Annotated in this window: 17 protein-coding genes; 7 read left to right on the top strand and 10 right to left on the bottom strand. The window is 52.7% G+C overall.

What is annotated here, in order from left to right:
- Positions 1-9: 9 nt before the first annotated feature.
- The 4 genes from K7397_RS05835 to K7397_RS05850 all read right to left on the bottom strand — a co-directional run bounded on the left by K7397_RS05835 (position 10) and on the right by K7397_RS05850 (position 4,166).
- A complete protein-coding gene (locus K7397_RS05835) occupies positions 10-1,215 on the bottom strand; it encodes a branched-chain amino acid ABC transporter substrate-binding protein (RefSeq protein WP_237690708.1) in 1,206 nt (401 codons plus the stop codon).
- A 450-nt stretch (positions 1,216-1,665) separates the two neighbouring features.
- A complete protein-coding gene (locus K7397_RS05840) occupies positions 1,666-1,986 on the bottom strand; it encodes a hypothetical protein (RefSeq protein ID WP_223067013.1) in 321 nt (106 codons plus the stop codon).
- Between the two features lie 48 nt (positions 1,987-2,034).
- Positions 2,035-3,132 carry a D-alanine--D-alanine ligase gene (locus K7397_RS05845; RefSeq protein WP_223067014.1) on the bottom strand — a complete coding sequence of 366 codons (1,098 nt, stop codon included), beginning with the start codon at positions 3,130-3,132 and terminating at the stop codon, positions 2,035-2,037.
- A 23-nt stretch (positions 3,133-3,155) separates the two neighbouring features.
- The gene (locus K7397_RS05850) at positions 3,156-4,166 is read right to left on the bottom strand and encodes an amidase domain-containing protein (RefSeq protein ID WP_223067015.1); all 1,011 of its coding nucleotides are present in this window, start codon (positions 4,164-4,166) and stop codon (positions 3,156-3,158) included.
- Positions 4,167-4,426: 260 nt separating this feature from the next.
- Between K7397_RS05850 and acnA the strand changes: the two genes are divergently transcribed.
- The 5 genes from acnA (at position 4,427) to K7397_RS05870 (ending at position 10,550) form a co-directional block, all read left to right on the top strand.
- Entirely contained in the window at positions 4,427-7,147 is a 2,721-nt protein-coding gene (gene acnA / locus K7397_RS05855; protein ID WP_223067016.1) for an aconitate hydratase AcnA, read from the top strand.
- 177 nt (positions 7,148-7,324) lie between these two features.
- Positions 7,325-7,720, top strand: a complete 396-nt coding sequence (locus K7397_RS05860; RefSeq protein WP_223067017.1) for a GntR family transcriptional regulator — start codon at positions 7,325-7,327, stop codon at positions 7,718-7,720.
- Between the two features lies 1 nt (position 7,721).
- The gene (locus K7397_RS21325; protein ID WP_237690709.1) at positions 7,722-8,318 is read left to right on the top strand and encodes a hypothetical protein; all 597 of its coding nucleotides are present in this window, start codon (positions 7,722-7,724) and stop codon (positions 8,316-8,318) included.
- The gene (locus tag K7397_RS05865; RefSeq protein ID WP_237690710.1) at positions 8,210-8,833 is read left to right on the top strand and encodes a DUF1648 domain-containing protein; all 624 of its coding nucleotides are present in this window, start codon (positions 8,210-8,212) and stop codon (positions 8,831-8,833) included. Before K7397_RS21325 ends, K7397_RS05865 begins: the two co-directional genes overlap by 109 nt.
- 67 nt (positions 8,834-8,900) lie before the next feature.
- Entirely contained in the window at positions 8,901-10,550 is a 1,650-nt protein-coding gene (locus K7397_RS05870; RefSeq protein ID WP_223067019.1) for an alpha/beta fold hydrolase, read from the top strand.
- A gap of 159 nt (positions 10,551-10,709) precedes the next feature.
- Here the strand turns inward: K7397_RS05870 and K7397_RS05875 are convergent, their stop codons facing one another.
- Positions 10,710-11,453, bottom strand: coding sequence for an IclR family transcriptional regulator (locus tag K7397_RS05875; protein WP_223067020.1), 744 nt, complete (start codon positions 11,451-11,453; stop codon positions 10,710-10,712).
- Positions 11,454-11,683: 230 nt separating this feature from the next.
- On the opposite strand from K7397_RS05875, the gene K7397_RS05880 reads away from it, so the two are divergent.
- Positions 11,684-12,709, top strand: a complete 1,026-nt coding sequence (locus K7397_RS05880; RefSeq protein WP_223067021.1) for an alpha/beta hydrolase — start codon at positions 11,684-11,686, stop codon at positions 12,707-12,709.
- Between the two features lie 72 nt (positions 12,710-12,781).
- Positions 12,782-14,014: a Fe-Mn family superoxide dismutase gene (locus K7397_RS05885; protein ID WP_223067022.1), complete on the top strand. Its 1,233-nt coding sequence runs from the start codon at positions 12,782-12,784 to the stop codon at positions 14,012-14,014.
- A 66-nt stretch (positions 14,015-14,080) separates the two neighbouring features.
- Here K7397_RS05885 and K7397_RS05890 read toward each other — a convergent pair whose 3' ends face one another.
- The 5 genes from K7397_RS05890 to K7397_RS05910 form a co-directional block, all read right to left on the bottom strand.
- Positions 14,081-14,890 (bottom strand): lipoate--protein ligase family protein, encoded by an 810-nt coding sequence (locus K7397_RS05890; protein WP_223067023.1) that lies wholly within the window; start codon positions 14,888-14,890, stop codon positions 14,081-14,083.
- A gap of 158 nt (positions 14,891-15,048) precedes the next feature.
- On the bottom strand, positions 15,049-15,642 hold the full coding sequence (gene folE, locus K7397_RS05895; protein ID WP_223067024.1) for a GTP cyclohydrolase I FolE: 594 nt from the start codon (positions 15,640-15,642) through the stop codon (positions 15,049-15,051).
- A gap of 35 nt (positions 15,643-15,677) precedes the next feature.
- Positions 15,678-15,914, bottom strand: coding sequence for a YneF family protein (locus K7397_RS05900; protein ID WP_223067025.1), 237 nt, complete (start codon positions 15,912-15,914; stop codon positions 15,678-15,680).
- Between the two features lie 126 nt (positions 15,915-16,040).
- On the bottom strand, positions 16,041-17,747 hold the full coding sequence (queG, locus tag K7397_RS05905; protein ID WP_420488756.1) for a tRNA epoxyqueuosine(34) reductase QueG: 1,707 nt from the start codon (positions 17,745-17,747) through the stop codon (positions 16,041-16,043).
- Between the two features lie 261 nt (positions 17,748-18,008).
- A complete protein-coding gene (locus K7397_RS05910) occupies positions 18,009-18,443 on the bottom strand; it encodes a GNAT family N-acetyltransferase (RefSeq protein ID WP_223067027.1) in 435 nt (144 codons plus the stop codon).
- Between the last annotated feature and the right edge of the window lie 159 nt (positions 18,444-18,602).

Here is an 18,602-nt window from a genome sequence, read left to right on the forward strand (position 1 = left end):
GCAAACTGGTTATTGACTTACTTCTGAAATCATGTTCCCCGGATAACTTGCGCTTTCGAATTTATATATGAATACCTTGGCGTATGAGTTGTCGCCGATCTCATCAAAGGTTACTTTTGTCGCTACCCCTTCAAAATCTTTGGTTGCGCGCACTGCGTCGCGGATTTTGTCGCGGGCAGGCAGCTTGCCGCCGTTGTCCTCAATACTCTTCTTGATGGCTGCGAGCATAACGGACATAGAGTCATAGGCATAACCCGAATAGCCTTCCGGATTCTTGCCGTACTTTTGATTATATTTGTCCGCCCACGCTTTGCCGCTGTCGGATTTCGTAATATCAACGGCCACGGAGCTGTACAAGGTTCCTACTACGTCGTCCGCGGCAATTTCCACCATGCCGGAGGAATCCAGGGCATCGCCGCCCATAAACGGAGCCGTAATCCCTTTATCCCGAGCCTGTTTGACAATCAGTCCGGCTTCCGCATACATTCCGCCGAAGAAAATAAAGTCCGGCTTTTTGCTTTGGACGATATTCAGGACACCGTTGAAATCTTTCTCACCGACGGTGATGCCTTCATAGCCGGCGATGGTCGCCCCGGCCTTCTGCGCGGCATCCCTGAACGCTTCCGCCAGCCCTTGCCCATAGGCCGTTTTATCCTGAATAACAAAAATATTTTTGGCACCCAATGTTTTAACGGCATATTCCGCGCCAGCCGGCCCCTGAAAATCGTCGCGGGCTACCACGCGGTTAGCCACTTTCAATTTACGGTCCGTAAACTCGGTCGCCGTACTTGCCGGTGAAATCATCGGAATGTTGTATTTCTCGTAAACCACGGAGGAAGGAATTGATACACCTGAGTTCAGGTGACCGATAACGCCTGCAATCGCTTGATCGGCGCCGATTTGTTCTGCGTTAGCTACCCCTTTTTTCGGATCACCCTGATCGTCGTAGGGTACAAGTTCGAGCGAATAGCCCAGTTTGGAAAATTCTTCTCTGTGATCTTCCATGGACAATTGCGCGCCCAGTTTGATGGCCTCGCCCTGAATGGAGCTTCCGCCTGATAAAGGCGACTGGGTTGCGATTTTAATGACCTTGCCGCTACTGCTGGCTGAATCGGACGCCCCTCCTGAACTGGAACTGGAACTGGGACCGGAACTGGAGCCTCCGTTGTTACCGCAGCCTGCGACTAACCCTAAAACCAAAACTAATGCAGCCAAACCTTTTCCCTTCACATAAATCCCCCATTCGTTAATGTTATATTATATAACATATTATGATAAAATACCTATTAATAGTATACAACCGGTTAATTATTTCGGCAATTGAATTTTTTTGAAGAAATCAATAAATTCGTAAAATAATCCATAAAAAATTCATAATTTATGGGTATAAATAATATATTCTCCAATTTTAAAGCAATTTCATGCTTGTTTTGAATAGATTGATATATTCTATATGTTATATTCCCTCACGCTTTGGTTTGATGTTTATCTATTGTTTATCCAGATTTATGTCATAATATGTGACATATATCGCTTTTAATATTGGTTTTTAAGAGAATAGTAGGGGAAAGATAGGTATTTAGAACCAAAACAAAAAGAGCTGGAGAAGCGTCCAGCTCTCTCCAACTCTTATTTAAGGAACATAATTACCGAAACGGCGAAGCATCAGGCATGCTTGTCGCCGAAGAACATTTCAAAGGCCAGCGCCGTTTGAATCCGCGATTCCTCTTCGCTCAGTTCACGGATCAGCTCGAGCTCCACTTCCGTCACTTCCTGGCCTTGAAAATTAATTTCCGCGATGCAGCCGGTGATTTTGACAATCGCTGCCGCACGGTTGTCCGTTGTATAGGCGATGACCTTCTGGCCTGTAGGGAAGACACGGAGTCCCGACTTGGTCATTTTGCAGCGGCCGTATTCCAGAAGATCATAATATTCCTGTTCATTCTTGAATTTGCATACAGAATTAAATTCGGTTTGAAAACCCATACCGTTTCTTCCTCTCTATAGCGCCAAACGCGGGCAGGTTTTTTGATTCTAGTTGACACCATTTTCGAATTCCAGATTCTGACGCGCGGCATAACGTTCGAGCGCCAGCTCGATCAGACGGTCGAGAAGAGCCGCATAACTAACTCCGGTTTCACGCCACAGAAGAGGATACATGCTGAACGGCGTAAATCCGGGCATGGTATTCACTTCGTTGATCAAAACGGCTCCATCGCTTTTGCGAACGAAGAAATCCGCGCGGCAAAGCCCGCTTCCTTCTATAGACTTAAACGCTTTGATGGCGAGTTCACGCACCCGTTCGGCAAGCTCCGTATCCAGGGAAGCCGGGATGAGCATCTGCGATTTCCCGTCCAAATATTTGGCCTGGTAGTCGTAGTATTCACTGGACGTTACGATTTCGCCGGGTACGGAAGCCAGCGGCTCTTCATTGCCCAGCACACCGACTTCAATTTCGCGCGCGTCGATAAATTCCTCGACAATGACCTTCAGATCATAACGGAGAGCCTGCTTGATCGCAAGATTCAGCTCTTCACGGCTCCCGGCCTTGGAAATCCCTACGCTGGAGCCCAGATTGGCCGGCTTTACAAAACAGGGATATCCGATCTTCTCCTCAATATCCAGAATCACCTCATGGCTGCTGTGCTCCCAGGCGGAAGCCGTAAAATGGCAATAACCGCACTGCTGTAGCCCGGCATCCGCAAACAGCTTTTTCATCACGACCTTATCCATCCCTACAGCGGAAGCCAGAACGCCCGCTCCTACATAGGGAAGCCCGGCCATTTCAAACAGTCCCTGGACGGTTCCGTCTTCCCCGTTAGTGCCGTGCAGCAGCGGAAACGCCACATTGATGGCTTTCTGGCCGGTCGCAAGTCCGCTGAACAGCTGCTCTACCGCCGCCGACGTATCTCCGGCTCCTTGCTCCAGCTTCAGTTCTTCAAGCGAAGCAAACGGCGCATCAAGACGTTCCCCCACTCTCCATTCCCCTTTTTTGGTTATAAAGAAAGGGATTAACTCGTATTTGTCATAATCAAAAGCTTTCATCACCGCATGAGCTGTCTGCAGCGACACCTCATGCTCTCCAGATTTGCCGCCGTACACGAGTCCGACGGTCAATTTGTCCTGTCCCATGCCTAACCCCTCTTCATCAGTTGTCAGAACCGGTCCGCAATATGAAAAAAACGGTACACCGTATTCTCTGTCCAGGCGTAAGAATCCTTATAATCCCAGTACCGATGGCGGCTGCTTGTGGTATGCGCATTGACGAGAGGCATCCCGCCGGCGTCAAACGCGGTCACGATTGTACTGTGCTGGTAAGCGCCGTTCCCATCCCAGTCATAGATAATGACATCGCCAAGCTCAAGCTGCTCCGCACGTTCCACGGAAACCGCCCGCAGCCCGGAGCCGCCCCTGCTCAAGTAACGTTCCAGGCTGTTTGCTACGGCCCAGCTGTAGCTCCAGGCTTCCCGAGAGCCCACATAGCCTTTGTACCACCAGCCCGATTCTCTTTTCCCAGTATAGTTTATTGGAGCGCCGCCTGCAAAGAGACATTGGGAAATGTAATTCGTGCAGTCTACCTCGAACGCTTCAAATTCAGGGTTAAATCCGTCCCACCACTCATCGGCATAGGCGGCCGCGTCCTCACGCCGGTACAGCGGTCCTCTGGGCACGCCCCCTCCGCCCAGCACATCTCTGTTCAAATAGGGTCCGTGCCCCGCCTTCCGGCCCGCGTCTTCCACCCGGCCCATATCCGGGTAAGCCTGAGCCAGCACCGGATTTCGTTCCGGAACGATCTGCCTGACCGATTCAATCAGCCAATCGCCGCCGTTTTTGACCATGATGAGATGCTGCCGGTCAATCCGGTCCTCGCGATGCTTGATGCCTGCCTTATCGTAAAAAATTTTTCGCCGCAGCTGCAGCTCAACTTCAACTTCATCCCGCGATTCCACCGGTTCGCTCATGAGCTTGGCCTTCGTCTCGCTGCGGAGCGGAGAAGCTCCCCGCTCCTCATACCAGCGTGCCATGCGCGCTTTGCGCTCACCCCGGCGCATCAAATAGTCAAGGTCGGTGACCACGGTTGGTCCGCCCCGGGGCCGGTAATCCACTTCATCCTGATTCTGCTGCAAAATATAGGTAGACAACACATTTTTCCATTCTTCCGCCATGCAGATTCCCCTCCCGTTTAACCATTAACGCCTTGTAAGGCGGCAAAGCTGCCGGGGAGCAGACAACATCGCTTCTTCCCCGTCGCATGCTAGCCCAAACTTGCTATGAAACCTCATGCATCATTCCAATAAATATGCTCAAAAAACAGGCATTATGAACCTAAAAAGTGCTTTACTGTACTCGTATCAGACGGTATACTTAAAATATCAGATTTATTTTGAAATGGTGTTTCACAGAATGAAACTTAGGGGGAAGGCAAATGACCTTGAAAGATCAATTCTCAGCCCTCAGCAGTCTTGAAGTCGGGGGCAAAACCTACCGTTATTACGATTTGAAGGCACTGGAAGCGCAAGGTTTGGGTAGCGTTTCCAAACTTCCATTTTCCATTAAAGTGCTGCTTGAAGCTGCGGTCCGCCAATTTGACGGGCGCGCGATTACGGATGAGCACGTCAAGCAGATCGCAAGCTGGTCCAAAGGACGCGACGATAACAAGGAGGTTCCTTTTATCCCGGCGCGGATCGTCCTGCAGGACTTTACCGGGGTTCCTGTTGTCGTTGACCTGGCAGCCATGCGCGATACGGTCAAGAAAGCCGGCGGAGACCCGAAACAAATCAACCCGCTCGTCCCTGTAGACCTCGTTATCGACCATTCCGTTATGGTAGACGCTTTCGGCACTCCTGAAGCCCTTGAATATAATATGAACGTTGAATTTGGGCGCAACGAGGAACGCTACCGCTTCCTGCGCTGGGCACAGACGGCATTCGATAACTTCCGCGCCGTTCCTCCGTCAACCGGGATCGTTCACCAGGTCAATCTTGAGTATCTGGCGTCCGTGGCCGCTACGAAGACCGTGGATGGCGAAACGGTCGTTTTCCCGGATTCGCTTGTCGGCACGGATTCCCATACGACGATGATCAACGGACTTGGCGTTGTCGGCTGGGGGGTTGGCGGCATCGAGGCGGAAGCAGGCATGCTCGGCCAGCCGCTCTATTTCGTAACGCCTGAAGTTATCGGCTTCAAGCTGACCGGCAGCCTGGCTGAAGGCGCGACGGCCACCGACCTTGCGCTGACGGTAACGCAAATGCTGCGGAAGAAAGGCGTTGTCGGCAAATTTGTCGAGTTCTACGGACCAGGCCTTGCCAACATCAGCCTTGCCGACCGCGCAACCGTAGCCAATATGGCGCCTGAATACGGCGCAACCATCGGCTACTTCCCGGTAGACAGCGAAACGCTGAACTATCTGCGCAGCACAGGCCGCTCCGATGAGCAGGTCGCTCTCGTCGAAGCATATTACAAGGCCCAAGGCATGTTCCGGACAAGCGAAACTGAAGATCCGGAGTTCACCGATCTGATCGAGCTTGATCTCGCTTCCGTCGTGCCGAGCCTCGCCGGACCGAAACGTCCGCAAGACCGCATTGAGCTGACCGAGATGAAGGAGAAATTTAACTCGATTATCCGCACCCCTGTTGACAAAGGCGGCTACGGCCTGAGCGATGAAAAAATCGCCCAGAAGGTGCCGGTCAAGCATCCGGACGGCCGCGAAAGCCAGCTCGGTACAGGCGCGGTCGTGATCGCGGCCATTACGAGCTGTACGAACACTTCCAACCCGAGCGTTATGATTGGCGCAGGATTGCTCGCGAAGAAAGCCGCTGAGCGCGGCCTCACCAAACCTGCGTACGTCAAGAGCAGCCTGACGCCGGGCTCCCTTGTCGTCACCGAGTACCTGAAGAAAGCGGGTCTGATCGAGCCGCTGGAGAAGCTTGGCTTTTATGTGGCCGGTTACGGCTGCGCAACCTGTATCGGCAACTCCGGTCCGCTGCCTGACGAAGTCAGCGCCGCCATTGCCGACAACGATCTGACGGTAGCCGCCGTCCTGTCCGGTAACCGGAACTTTGAAGGCCGCGTACATGCGCAGGTCAAAGCGAATTATCTCGCATCGCCGCCGCTGGTTGTCGCTTACGCCCTGGCGGGAACCGTCAACATCGATCTGCAGAACGATCCGCTCGGCTACGACCCTGCCGGTGAACCGGTCTACCTGAAAGACATCTGGCCGACCTCGCAGGAGATCAAGGATGCGATCAGCCTGTCGGTCAGCCCGGACATGTTCCGCAGCAAATACGAGCATATCTTTACCCAGAACGAACGCTGGAACTCCATTCCGGTGCCGGAAGGCGAACTGTACGAGTGGGATGAGAAATCGACCTACATCCAGAATCCGCCGTTCTTTGAGCATATCGCGGGCGGACTTCAGGATATCGAAGATATCCGCAAGGCGCGTGTACTCGCACTGCTTGGAGATTCGGTAACGACGGACCACATTTCGCCTGCGGGCAATATTTCACCATCCAGCCCGGCCGGCGCCTACTTGAATGACCATGGCGTCGCCCGCAAGGATTTCAACTCCTACGGTTCCCGTCGGGGCAACCATGAAGTGATGATGCGCGGCACCTTCGCCAACATCCGGATCCGCAACCAGGTTGCTCCGGGAACGGAAGGCGGCGTAACGAAATACCTGCCAACCGGCGAAGTCATGTCCATCTACGACGCGTCCATGAAATATCAGGACCAAGGCGGCAATCTGATTGTCATTGCCGGCAAGGAATACGGTACAGGCAGCTCTCGCGACTGGGCCGCCAAAGGCACCTACCTGCTTGGCGTCCAAGCGGTTATTGCCGAAAGCTTTGAACGGATTCACCGGAGCAACCTCGTCGGCATGGGCGTGCTGCCGCTTCAGTTCCAGGAAGGACAAAGCTGGAAGAGCCTCGGCATCGACGGAACCGAAACGTTCGATATTGTGGGACTGAATAGCGATGTGAAGCCGGGTCAAGTATTGACCGTTGTCGCTGCCCGCGAAGACGGAACCCGTTTCGAATTTCCGGTCGTTGCCCGCCTCGACAGCATGGTCGATGTAGACTATTACCACAATGGAGGCATTCTCCAGACCGTGCTTCGCCAAATGATTCAAGCTCGCGCCGACTAATCGCAAACTTTACTTTATTGCAAAAGGACCATCTTTAAGCCGCTACGGCTTTGGAAGATGGTCCTTTTTTTCCATAATCACGGAGTTTTCGTTCAAACTGGGAAGAATACTTTACTTCTCATTTTATATCTGTTATATTTGTAGTATAACACAAAAACAAAAGGATAGTGATCTGCCGTGATCATTCAGCTTGACATGCAATCCGACACCCCCATATATACACAGCTCATGAATCAAATCATCGAGGGCATCGCAAGCGGAAAGCTAAAGCGCGGTGAATCCCTGCCGTCCGTTCGCAGCCTCGCCTCGGATATCGGCGTCAATCTGCACACTGTCAATAAAGCCTATACGCTGCTTAAGCAGGAGGAATACATCCAGGTCCACCGGCAGAAGGGCGTGGTGGTGCATCCGGACGGGATGCCCGGCTTGACTCCGGAGTATTCGATCAAACAGCAGAGCCAGCTTCGTCCGGTCATTGCCGAATCCATTCTGAGGGGAATCAGCCTCGAAGATTTCCTGCAAACCGTGGAACACATTTATACCGATATTTCTTCTCCGGAAAGGGGGTTATAACATGACAATCGCAAGCGCCCTAATCTTTCTGCTGCTGCTTGTACCGGTTATGATTTTGCACATATTTCTACCCTATTTGTCCCGGGAAACCATCAGCTTCGGCGTTACAATCAGCGAGGACACTTATTACAGCAAGCCTGTGGCCGATATGCGGAAGCGTTACGCATTGACCAGCGCCGTTCTTTTTGGCGTCCTGATCGTGCTCTTCATTCTGGTCAGCTTCTCGGATAGCGAACCCGTGCTTAGTATCGCCGTACCGGCGTATATTGGAGTCACTCTAGTTGGCTCATCGATTCTGCACCTTTATTTTCACCGGAAAATGAAAACCTTCAAAGCGTCTCACCCCCATGCCACTGCAGCCAACAAGGGAACTTTGGCCATTGACACTTCATTTCGCAAGCAGCGGCTGGTCTTGTCAAACAAATGGTATCTTTTCACTTTGGCATCATCATCGCCTGTGTCCTTTTCGGTCTGGCGAATTACGGGCAAATGCCAGATCAGTTTCCGATGCATTATGACCTTCAGGGGAACATCACGTCTTACAGCCCCAAATCCTACGGCATCCTGCTGCTTCCCAACATTCTGCAGGTCTTTATGACCTTGCTGATGATGTTCATCAACTGGAGCATTTCAAGATCGAAACAGCAGCTCAATCCCGCAAGTCCGGAAGCCTCTTCAAGCAAAAACGCGATCTTCCGGCAGCGCTGGTCGTTCTTTAATTGGTTGTCCAGTCTGGCCCTTGTGTTTCTGTTCTTGTTTATGCAGATAACCATCATCTATCAGGTCAATCCGGAAGTCATCCCGATCATCAGCCTGATCATCCCGATATTGATTGTGGCTGGAGCTGTTGTTGTCTCGTTTACGACAGGACAAGGCGGAAGCCGGATTAAACGGGACGCGGTCATCGGCAAGCAAACCGGGGCCGTTCCGGTTGACGATGATCGATTCTGGAAGCTTGGGGGCTCCACGTACTATAACCCTGAGGACCCATCCATTTTTATCGAAAAAAGAATCGGCATCGGTTGGACCGCTAATTTTGCGCGTCCGATGGCCTGGGTATTTGTGTTTGCTCCGATTCTCGTCATTATTCTGCTGCTGATATTTGCTACCTGAGGATTTCACAGGTTGCTTGTACCTGTTCCCGGGAGCTTATCAAATATATTTAGGAGGATGAATTCTTATGAAAAAACGGAAGTTTACCCTGAAAAAAACAGCCCTTGCCGCCGCAGCATTGAGCCTTGCGCTGCCCCTGGCTTCGGCATCGGCAAGCAGCGTTTCGGCGAACAGCATTTCGCTGGACAGCGGACTAAAGCCGATCCGCGATATTGCCAAGGCGCTTGGAGCCACGGTTGAGTGGGACCGTTCCAGCGGGACTATAACCCTAACCAAGGGAGCTACCGTGCTTGTCCTTCGGCCGGCAGCTTCGGAGGCCTTCCTGGGCGGCAAGGCCGTCGATTTCAAGCTGACTGGCCCAGCGGCTGTCAAAAACAACCGAACACTCGCCTCGGAGGCCTGGATACTGCAGACTTTTGGCAGCCATGATGCCGCTGACGCCAATGCTAACGATCCGGCTGCCAAGTTTCTTGGCCTGCTATCTTCCGGATCGGGAGACGAAGCTTTCAAGCTGATGAGTCCCGCCCTCCAGACGGCTCTCCCTTCCTCCCAGCTTGACGTTCTGTGGGGCAATTATGAGAAAATTTACGGTAAGACAGGCGCAGTCTCGCTGAAAGACGATAAGAACAACGCTGTTCACCGCAATGTGACCTACAGCGTGAAGGCTGACAAGGCCCCCTTTGACATTACGCTCCGCCTTGATGCCGACGGGCGAATTGATGACCTGTTCTTGGCGGATTTAGCTCCGGACCTGTACCGTAAGCCTTCCTATGATCAGCCCGGACAGTACATAGAGCAGGAGATCACAATCGGTGAAGGAGCCTTTGCGCTGCCGGGCACATTAACGAAACCCGCTGGCGCTGGCGTGAAAGGCCCTTACCCCGTAGTAGTGCTCGTTCAAGGTTCGGGTCCTTCGGACCGGGACGCCAGCATTTACAACGCCAAGCCTATCCGCGACATCGCAGTCGGCCTTGCCGCCCGTGGCATCGCAACCCTTCGCTATGATAAAGTAACGTATGAGCATACCTTTAAAGTCGCCGCTCTTCCCGAGTTTACACTGAAGAACGAAACGGTCGATGACGCCATACGGGCCGTGAAGCAGCTCAAATCGATGCCGGATATTGACGGAACCCGGGTTTTCGTGGCCGGCCACAGCCAGGGTGGATTTGCCATGCCGCTTATCACCGCCGCCGATACGAATCACGATATTGCGGGAACCATCCTTTTAGAAGCGCCAAGCTCAAAATTCCTGGATGCCGCCGTCCTTCAACAGGAGGAGCTGATCAAGCGAATCAAGGAGTTGGGACAGGACCCCGCCCCCTACGAGCAGCGGATCACTTTATGGAAAAGCATTGCCGAGCTTGTGAATAATCCCGAATATTCCAAGGACCATCTGCCGGCAAACTTCCCGTTTCCGCCTGCTTACTGGTGGTACGAGCTAAGAGACTATGTCCCGGCTCAGCTCGCCGAGAAGCAGAGCGGACCGATGCTCATCCTGCAAGGCGAGAACGACTGGCAAGTCACTCTGTCCGAATTTGCAGGCTGGAAAAGCAGTCTTGCAGGCCGCAAGGACGTAGAATTCAAATCTTATCCAAAGGTCAATCATCTGCTTGCAGAGACCGACGTCCTTTCGACCGGAGCAGAATACGCACAGCCGTTGAATGTATCTGAAGCCATTATTAACGATATGGCAGATTGGATTACGAAGAGCAATTAGCCAAATAACGAAAAATAATCAAGAGGCAGCACTCCGGGTTCTTTCACCGGCAGTGCTGCCTCTTTGTCTATTTCGATCCAAAAGTCATGGTTCCGGTATGAATAAAGAAAAAAACACCTGCCAGCAAAGCCGTTCATAACAATATCGTAAGGGAAATAGTCAGGGCAGCATAAGCCCCATTTCACGGGCAGCTTCGATTAGAACCGGCCCGAGCTCCTCAAGCTTCTCGGACGTTAGCCGGCTGACAGGGCCGGATACCGAAAGCGCAGCCTTCGCTTTTCCTGAACGGCCAATGACCGGTGCCGCGACTGCCGAAGCCCCCGGCTCCCTTTCCTCGTAGCTGGTCGCATAGCCTTTCTCCCTGATCTCCTGAAGCTGCCTGGAGTAGGCTTTCCTGTCCACAGCGGGCGGCCAGTCGGGGCTGCTCAGCAGCGCCTCCCTGAATTCCTCATCGGCAAAGGCGACCAGAACCTTGCTGGAAGCGCCCACATAGAGCGGAAGGCGGGCTCCCACCGGCGCAACGCGGCGAATGGCATGGTTGCTCTGCACCGCCTGAATCCGAAGACGTTCATTGCCGTCACGCAAATACAAGCTGACCGTCTCACCCAGCGAATCTCTCAGCTTCTCCATCCTCGGCAGGAGCAGCACAGCCGGATCATCGCTTTGCGACAGGTGAGCCGACAGCTCCCAAATTTTCATGCCAAGCCGGTATTTGTCGGTTGCTCCGTCGCGAATGACGAACCCTCTCTCCTCCAAGGTCGTCAGCAGCCGGTGTACCGTACTCTTATGCAGTCCGATTTGGCCTGCAATTTCCGTGAGGCCCAGCTCCTCTGTCTTGATAAAGCACATTAATATATCAAGCGCGCGCTCCACGGCGCGAACCGTTAATTTGCGATCTTCCACCAGAATCCCTCCCGTTTCATACTATGAAACCTGGTTACATAAATTATAAACGATGCATGACAAATCCGTCCAGAACGTTTAGATCTCGCCAAGTTCCGGACTGCCATTGACTTTAAGCAGGCCCAAGCTTAGGATAAATTTATATCCTCTGCGCAAATATCGTCTTATTTCGACAATCATTTGGCAAACTCGCCTTTAATGATTTAACAATTTAGCAAAGGAGGGACTCCATGAATAGAGCAACTGATCCCGTTACATCCGTAAGCGGCGGCGGACCCGGAAGCGAGTCCCGGCCAGCGCCCGTTCTTTCCACCAAAATGATTCGCTTCAAACATATTATGATCGCCCTGGGCATGTCGGTTCTGTTCTTTTTTATATTTTGCTTCATTGTGCTTCATGGCTTTATTGCGTGGGTGCTGTCCAATCCGACGGTTGCCCCGCTTTATTCGAACCCGAAACTTGCCAAAGGGATGGCGTATGAGGATGTATCTTTCCAGGCTCTTGACAACAGCCGGACGATGCATGGCTGGTATATTCCGGCCGAAGGCTCCACTAAAACCATTGTGTTCAGCCATGGATATGGCGCCAACCGGGAAGAAGCCTGGATTCCGATGTACGATCTGGCGCATTACGCGCACCGGCTTAATTTTAACGTGCTTATGTTTGATTACGGTTTTGCGGCCCAGAACAGCAAGGAGGTTGCAACCGGCGGCAAGAAGGAAGCCCAGCAGCTGCTGGGTGCCATCCAATACGTGAAACAGAAGGGCTCCAAAGAAATCGTCGTCTGGGGCTTCTCGATGGGAGCCGGAACCGCGCTTCAGGCCGGCCTTGTAACCAAAGATATCAATGCGATGATTCTCGACAGCACCTTCCTGCTGGAACCCGATACCCTCTACCACAATCTGAAGCAGCATCTCCGTTTGCCGGAGCATCCTTCACTTGAAATTCTGGAGATGCTGCTGCCGGTCCTGAATGGAACGAGCCTGCGGCAAATCCCTTATCCTGAAGTCAAGAAAGAGGATTATCCGTTCCCGATCTATTTCATTCATGGGACCGAGGATGAAAAGGCGCCCTATCCGATTGCGGAAAAGCTGGCGGCCAATCAAACCAATCCGATTTCGGGCGTCTGGATCGTTCAGGGCTCGCACCATGAGCTGATCTTCCGCGAGCATTCCCGGGAGTATCTTCGCAGGGTGTCCACATTTCTGGGACAGGTCAACGCTTCCCTGGCTCAGTCGTCCTCCCCGTCATCCTGACGGAATAGACCAACCCCTTTCGCGCATATTTCTTTCTGTAGAAGAACTTATGCTGGAAGGGGTTTTTTATTTATGCTCTATATATACGGGCCTTATCTGCCTCTTCGGGTCCTCGAAGAAATCCGGTTCTGGAAGCTGCAGGAGAAGGAGCATGTTGATGTCATAAAAGCGATTGTCCCTGCTTTGGAACCCGTCTATGTCAAATTGCTGGATGAATGGGCAAAAGTGTTCGGCGACACCGAAGCTGCTGCCGATTCGCTGCTTCAGCACGCCCTGAGTGCCCCTCCGTTCATTCCTCCAAATCCGGAACTGATCAAACAGACGGAACGGCTGCTTGCCGCATCGTTTCGGCAGTCGCAGGAATGGATCAGGCAGCTTGCCGCCATATTGGAGCAGTCCCAGGCGGTTAAGTCCGTTCCGCTTGCGAAAACGGTGCTGATCCACATTATTCGGGAATCGGAGTACTTCCTTGGCGTGCTTGAAACGTTAAACAAGCCGGGGCTTATTTCGCAAGCCGCCTCGAAGGTTCCGCCGCAGGCCGATCCATACCGCGGGAACGATGACAGCCGCAAGGAGAAAAGCGCTGCCGGTAAGTCCCAGGCGAAGGAGTCAGAAGAAACCCTGGCTTCGGCGGGAGCCTCCGCTCCGCAGAAGCGCCCGCCCGGGCCCGTGATGAAGGCCGTTCCGATCGGCGGCCACAAGCTTCCTCCGCTGCCGTATGCTTATAACGCACTGGAGCCTTACATTGACGAGAAGACGGTCCGCATTCATCATGACAAGCATCACCTTTCTTACGTCGAGGATCTGAACAAAGCCGAGAAGAAGCTGGAGGAGGCCCGCAAATCCGGCAACTTCGATCTCGTCAAACACTGGGAGCGTGAGCTTGCTTTTAACGGGGCGGGCCACTACTTGCATACGATTTACTGGGATACCATGAATCCAAAGGGCGGAGGCATGCCCGAAGGCGCTCTAGCACAGCAGATCAAGCACGATTTTGGCAGTTTTGACGCCTTTAAGAAACATTTCTCCCAGGCGGCAGAGAAGGTGGAAGGCGGCGGATGGGCCATCCTCGTATGGAGTCCGCGGGCCCATCGTCTTGAGATTTTGCAAGCCGAGAAGCATCAGAACCTGTCCCAGTGGGACGTCATTCCGCTGCTGCCGCTGGACGTATGGGAGCATTCCTATTATTTGAAACACCAGAACAACCGGAAGGCTTACATCGAAGACTGGTGGAATGTCGTTTACTGGCCTGCGGTCTCAGACCGGTTTATGCAAGCGCGTCAAATTCAGTGGGTGCCATACTGATTCCGGCAGCAAAAGCCCTGACGGAATGCCCGTCCAGGGCTTTATTGTTGTACTTAGGTAGGTTTGTCAGCTGTCGTACCGGCTCCTCATTTTCGACGTCAATTCCACTTTCGCCTCGGGCGGGACGAGGAGCGGGGTCCGGGCTGCTCTAGCGCCAAGCTCCTCCTCGGCAATCCTTTTGAGCGAAGCGATAAAATCATCCGTAGACGGCACGCCGGCCAGCTCCTGCAGACTGCCCATCGTTCCGTCTGTGACAAGAGGGTATCCTTCCTCTTGTCCATAGGAGGCCTCTTCATAGAAGCTGCGAACCAGTCCCGCCATCTGCCCCCCGCTTCCCTCAGCAATGATAAATGCGGTAATGATGTAAGCCTTTAGCTGCCGGCGCTGGGCAATTCCGCAAAATTTGCGGCCACCTATGCTGATATCGTAATCCCCCGGACAAAAAGCCCCTTCAATCTCGCCTGCCACGGCCCTGCCCGACCAAGGCTCCACGGCGCGCTGAATGAATGCCGCCATCCGCTGAAAATCCTCGTGTATATTCAGGCGTCCCGGTGAATGAGGCAGGATGACCGATACATTCACCACGCCGGGATGCAGCACAACCGCTGCGCCTCCTGACGGGCGGACGCACACGGACCAGCCCTGACTCCGCAGCCGCTCCATCGCTCTTGCCGCACCCGGGAGCCGCCTGTCCCTGAGACCGAGCACCACTGCCCGAGGGTGCCGCCACAGATGCAGCAGAGGCGGTCCGCCTTTGCCTGTTTTTTTGCAGAACCACTCTTCCCATACAAAGGTATCCAGAATATCTGCGGACAGCGCGTTTTCCATTGGCTGCTCATATAGAATCATGCCGGGATCCGGCCATAAATGGTCCATGTTCTCCGATCCGCTCCCTTGTAAGTCTCAAGCAGAAGCGGAAAACTTTAAGAGAAGGCTGCCGCTTCTGCTTTCTTAATTGTTTCAAAAAGGCCCTGCCTTAAGCAAAGGCAGGACCTTTTTTTGTTCCCATGCATCCTTTTTCAGGCAAGCCGGGACTAATCCTTGATCAGCGAAAGAAATTCCGACCGGGACGCCGCATCCGTACGGAATCTTCCTCTTACAGCCGACGTCATTGTTTTGCTGCCCGGCTTCTTCACACCCCGCGAGCACATGCACAAATGTTCGCCTTCTACAACAACCATGACCCCTTCTGGCTTAAGCACTTCATCCATAATGTCGGCAATTTGCGACGTAATCCGTTCCTGTACCTGAAGGCGCCGGGTTACCGCCTCGACGAGACGGGCCAGCTTGCTTAGACCCGCAATATGCCCGCTCGGAATATAACCGATGTGCACCTTGCCAAAGAAAGGAGCCATATGGTGCTCGCATTGACTGTAGTACACAATGTCCTTGACGATGACGAGTTCCTGATGGTTCTCTTCAAACGTAACGCCAAGCACGTCCCGTGGGTCGACATTATAGCCCGCAAAAATCTCTTCATACATTCTCGTTACGCGAGCCGGCGTTTCCAGCAAACCTTCACGCTCGACATCTTCCCCGATCAGCTTCAAAATTTCACGGATGTGATGCTCAATCTGTTCCCGGTTCTTGCCTACCTGTGTGTTTACGTAATCTTTAACACCCGCCATTTGTCCTCCTCCTTTCAGGCAGCAGATTCGATCATTTATCTCTTCTTCCGGCCCGCACCAGGCTTAGGCATCTGCTGGTTCTTCATCATCTGCTGAGCTTTCTGCATCTGCTTCGGATTCAAGTTATAGCCCATTTGTTTCGCCATTTGCTGCAGCATCTTCGGATCGCCCTGCATCTTTGTCAACTGCCTCCGGAGATAAAATACGCCAATGGCAAATCCGCCGATAAGACCGACGATCAGCGTAATAACCGGAATAATATAATTCCACATTGGTTCAGCCACCCCTGTATCGTTGAAAATTCATATGTGCGAAGCACTAAATTATAATAGCATTCTTTGTCCGATCGAAGCAAATGAAATCCGCAGGCTCTCCCGGCCCTTAAGTCCGAACCTGTTTCATGAAGAATATCCCCGCTGTTCAAGAGCCAGCAGGCTTTCCTTGACCGATAACCCTCCGGCATATCCGGTCATGGCTCCGCTTGTGCCAATGACCCTATGGCAGGGAACAACAATCGGCAGCGGATTGCGGTTATTCGCTCCCCCTACGGCCCGAACGGCAGACGGCTGCCCGATTCGCTCGGCAATCATTTTATAGGAAACGGTTTCCCCGTACGGCACCGTCAAAAGCGCCTCCCATACTTTCATCTGGAATGGCGTCCCCTTCAGATCCAGCTTCAAATCAAAGCTTTTCAGCTTTCCGTCAAAATACGCTTTGAGCTGCAGGACGGCATCCTCCAGCGCTTCCGGTGAGCGCCGAAGCTCCGCTTTCGGCATAAAGCGCCCGATCCATTTGCGGATCGCAGGCTCGGCATTTTCAAACGTTCCGAATTGAATGAGGCAGATGCCATTTCGTGTCCCCAAAATCGTCAACGCTCCAACTCGCGATTCCATTTCCGCAACATAAACGGCCGGAACTTCCGTTTCCTCCGCAGTCTCTGCCTGGAGTAGCTTGCGCTTCGCCTCCTCCAGATACGGTATAACCGCTTCATCGCGCTCATTTACCATGGCTTTCATAATAGCATCCATCGTTTCATCTCCCCCGATCCGGCTTAAAGCCCAGGCTGCCGTTCCCCGCAGCTCGGGCCGCGGATCCATAGACAGCACTTCTATCAATTTCGGCACAGCGGACCGATCTTTGAAGTTGCCGAGCGCAATAACCGCATTGCGCTGAATCGGTTTCTTCCCGCGCCAGGCCGCCGCGGTTTGGCCGAAGCGATCTTTGAATTCACGATTGCTGATGTCCAGCAGCGGCAGCAGAAGCGGCTTCGCAATTTCGGGATCCGGGAGCAGCTCGGGCCTGTGGTTCCAGTTTTTGCCCCGGTTTTTCGGACAAACGATCTGGCAAGTATCGCACCCGTACAGCCGGTTGCCGATTTTCAGCATAAATTCTTCGTCCAGCAGCCCCTTGGTCTGGGTCAGATAAGAAACGCAGCGCTTGGCGTTCAGCATGCCATCGCCGACCAGCGCGCCGGTGGGACACGCGTCAATACACTTTGTGCACTCGCCGCAATCCTCGGTTACAGCCGTATCGGGGGGAAAAGGAATATTCGTAATCATCTCCCCAAGATACATCCACGTACCCCATTCCGGCGAAATAATGAACCCGTTTTTGCCGGCAAAACCGATGCCCGCTCTTTTCGCAACGGCCCGGTCGTTGAGCGCGCCGGTGTCCACCATGCTTTCGATCCGGGCTTCCGGCACCCGCTCCTTGATGAATGCCGAGAGCTTATCCATCGCTTCGCGCAGCACGGCGTGATAGTCCCGCCCCCAGGCGGAACGAGCCATGATTCCCCTCGTTTTGCCCGGCTCAGACTTCGGCGGGTTTTCCATCTTGGACGGGTATGCCACTGCAATGGCGATGATGGAAGCCGCATCCGTCATGGTTAATTCGGGATAGACCCGTTTATCGATATCCGGCTCTTCAAAGCCGGACTCATACCCTTTGCTTCTGGCTTTTTCAAGAACCGCTTTCAGCGATAAAAAGGGATCCGCCGAGGCGAATCCGATTGAATCGATTCCCAGCCGGCCCGCTGCTTCCTTGATTTCTTCCTTCAGCCTCCCCCAGCCCGTTTGCTGCTCTTTGGGCCGAGAACCTTGCTGTATCACATGAATCACCTCTTTTTCGCTTGACGTTTTGAAAAATGAATAATAGCAACCTTTATATAAATAACCGAGCCGCCATCATGAGCGGCCGTTTTAGGAAATGTCTGAAATGGCCGTGCAAAGCGCCCGGCTTCTGATTTAGACGATTAAAGGCCATAATAATAGAAAAGCATATCTCCCGGCCGATTGCAACGACTGGAAGATATGCCTCAAATATAGAAAAATCTAGTTTTATATGATGCCTCTAAAATATGATTCGAATTACGATAATGAGTGCACGGCAGCGATACTCAGCTTCTGGAAGGCTTCGAGCATCCGGCCTGCATAGCCCATCGCTTCGTAAAGCGGCATGGCTGCTTGGTTATGTTCGTCGCCTGCAACCATGATTTTGCTTACATTACGCTGCTTAAAGCGCTGTTCCATGGCTTTGACCAGGTTCTTGCCTACTCCCCGGCGGCGATGATCAGGATGCACGGCTACCCGGTAGATGCAGCCTAAATTCTGACGATCAATAGTACCGATCAGCACACCGACAATGCTATCTTCCTCTTCCACAACCATAATCAGCTCGGAATCAAAGGATAACTGTCTCGCAAACGCACGTCTAGTGTCTTCGTAGCATTCTTCCGATAAAGCGACCCGCAAAAGATCCGTCACATGTGTAACATCACTCAATTGAAAGGAACGAACCTGCATGCTTGTTATCTCCCTCTTCTTCTGCATGATAGACTTATGTAAAATACCCAGGACAAGTTTTACATAAATCGAATTCGGAAAACCTGACAAAAAACGATAAATATCCGCTTCAATAGTTATTAAACCACAACTACTGCCCGATTACACGCATTTTATTGC

This window comes from Paenibacillus caui (assembly GCF_019904135.1).
GTDB classification, from domain to species: Bacteria; Bacillota; Bacilli; order Paenibacillales; family Paenibacillaceae; genus Fontibacillus; species Fontibacillus caui.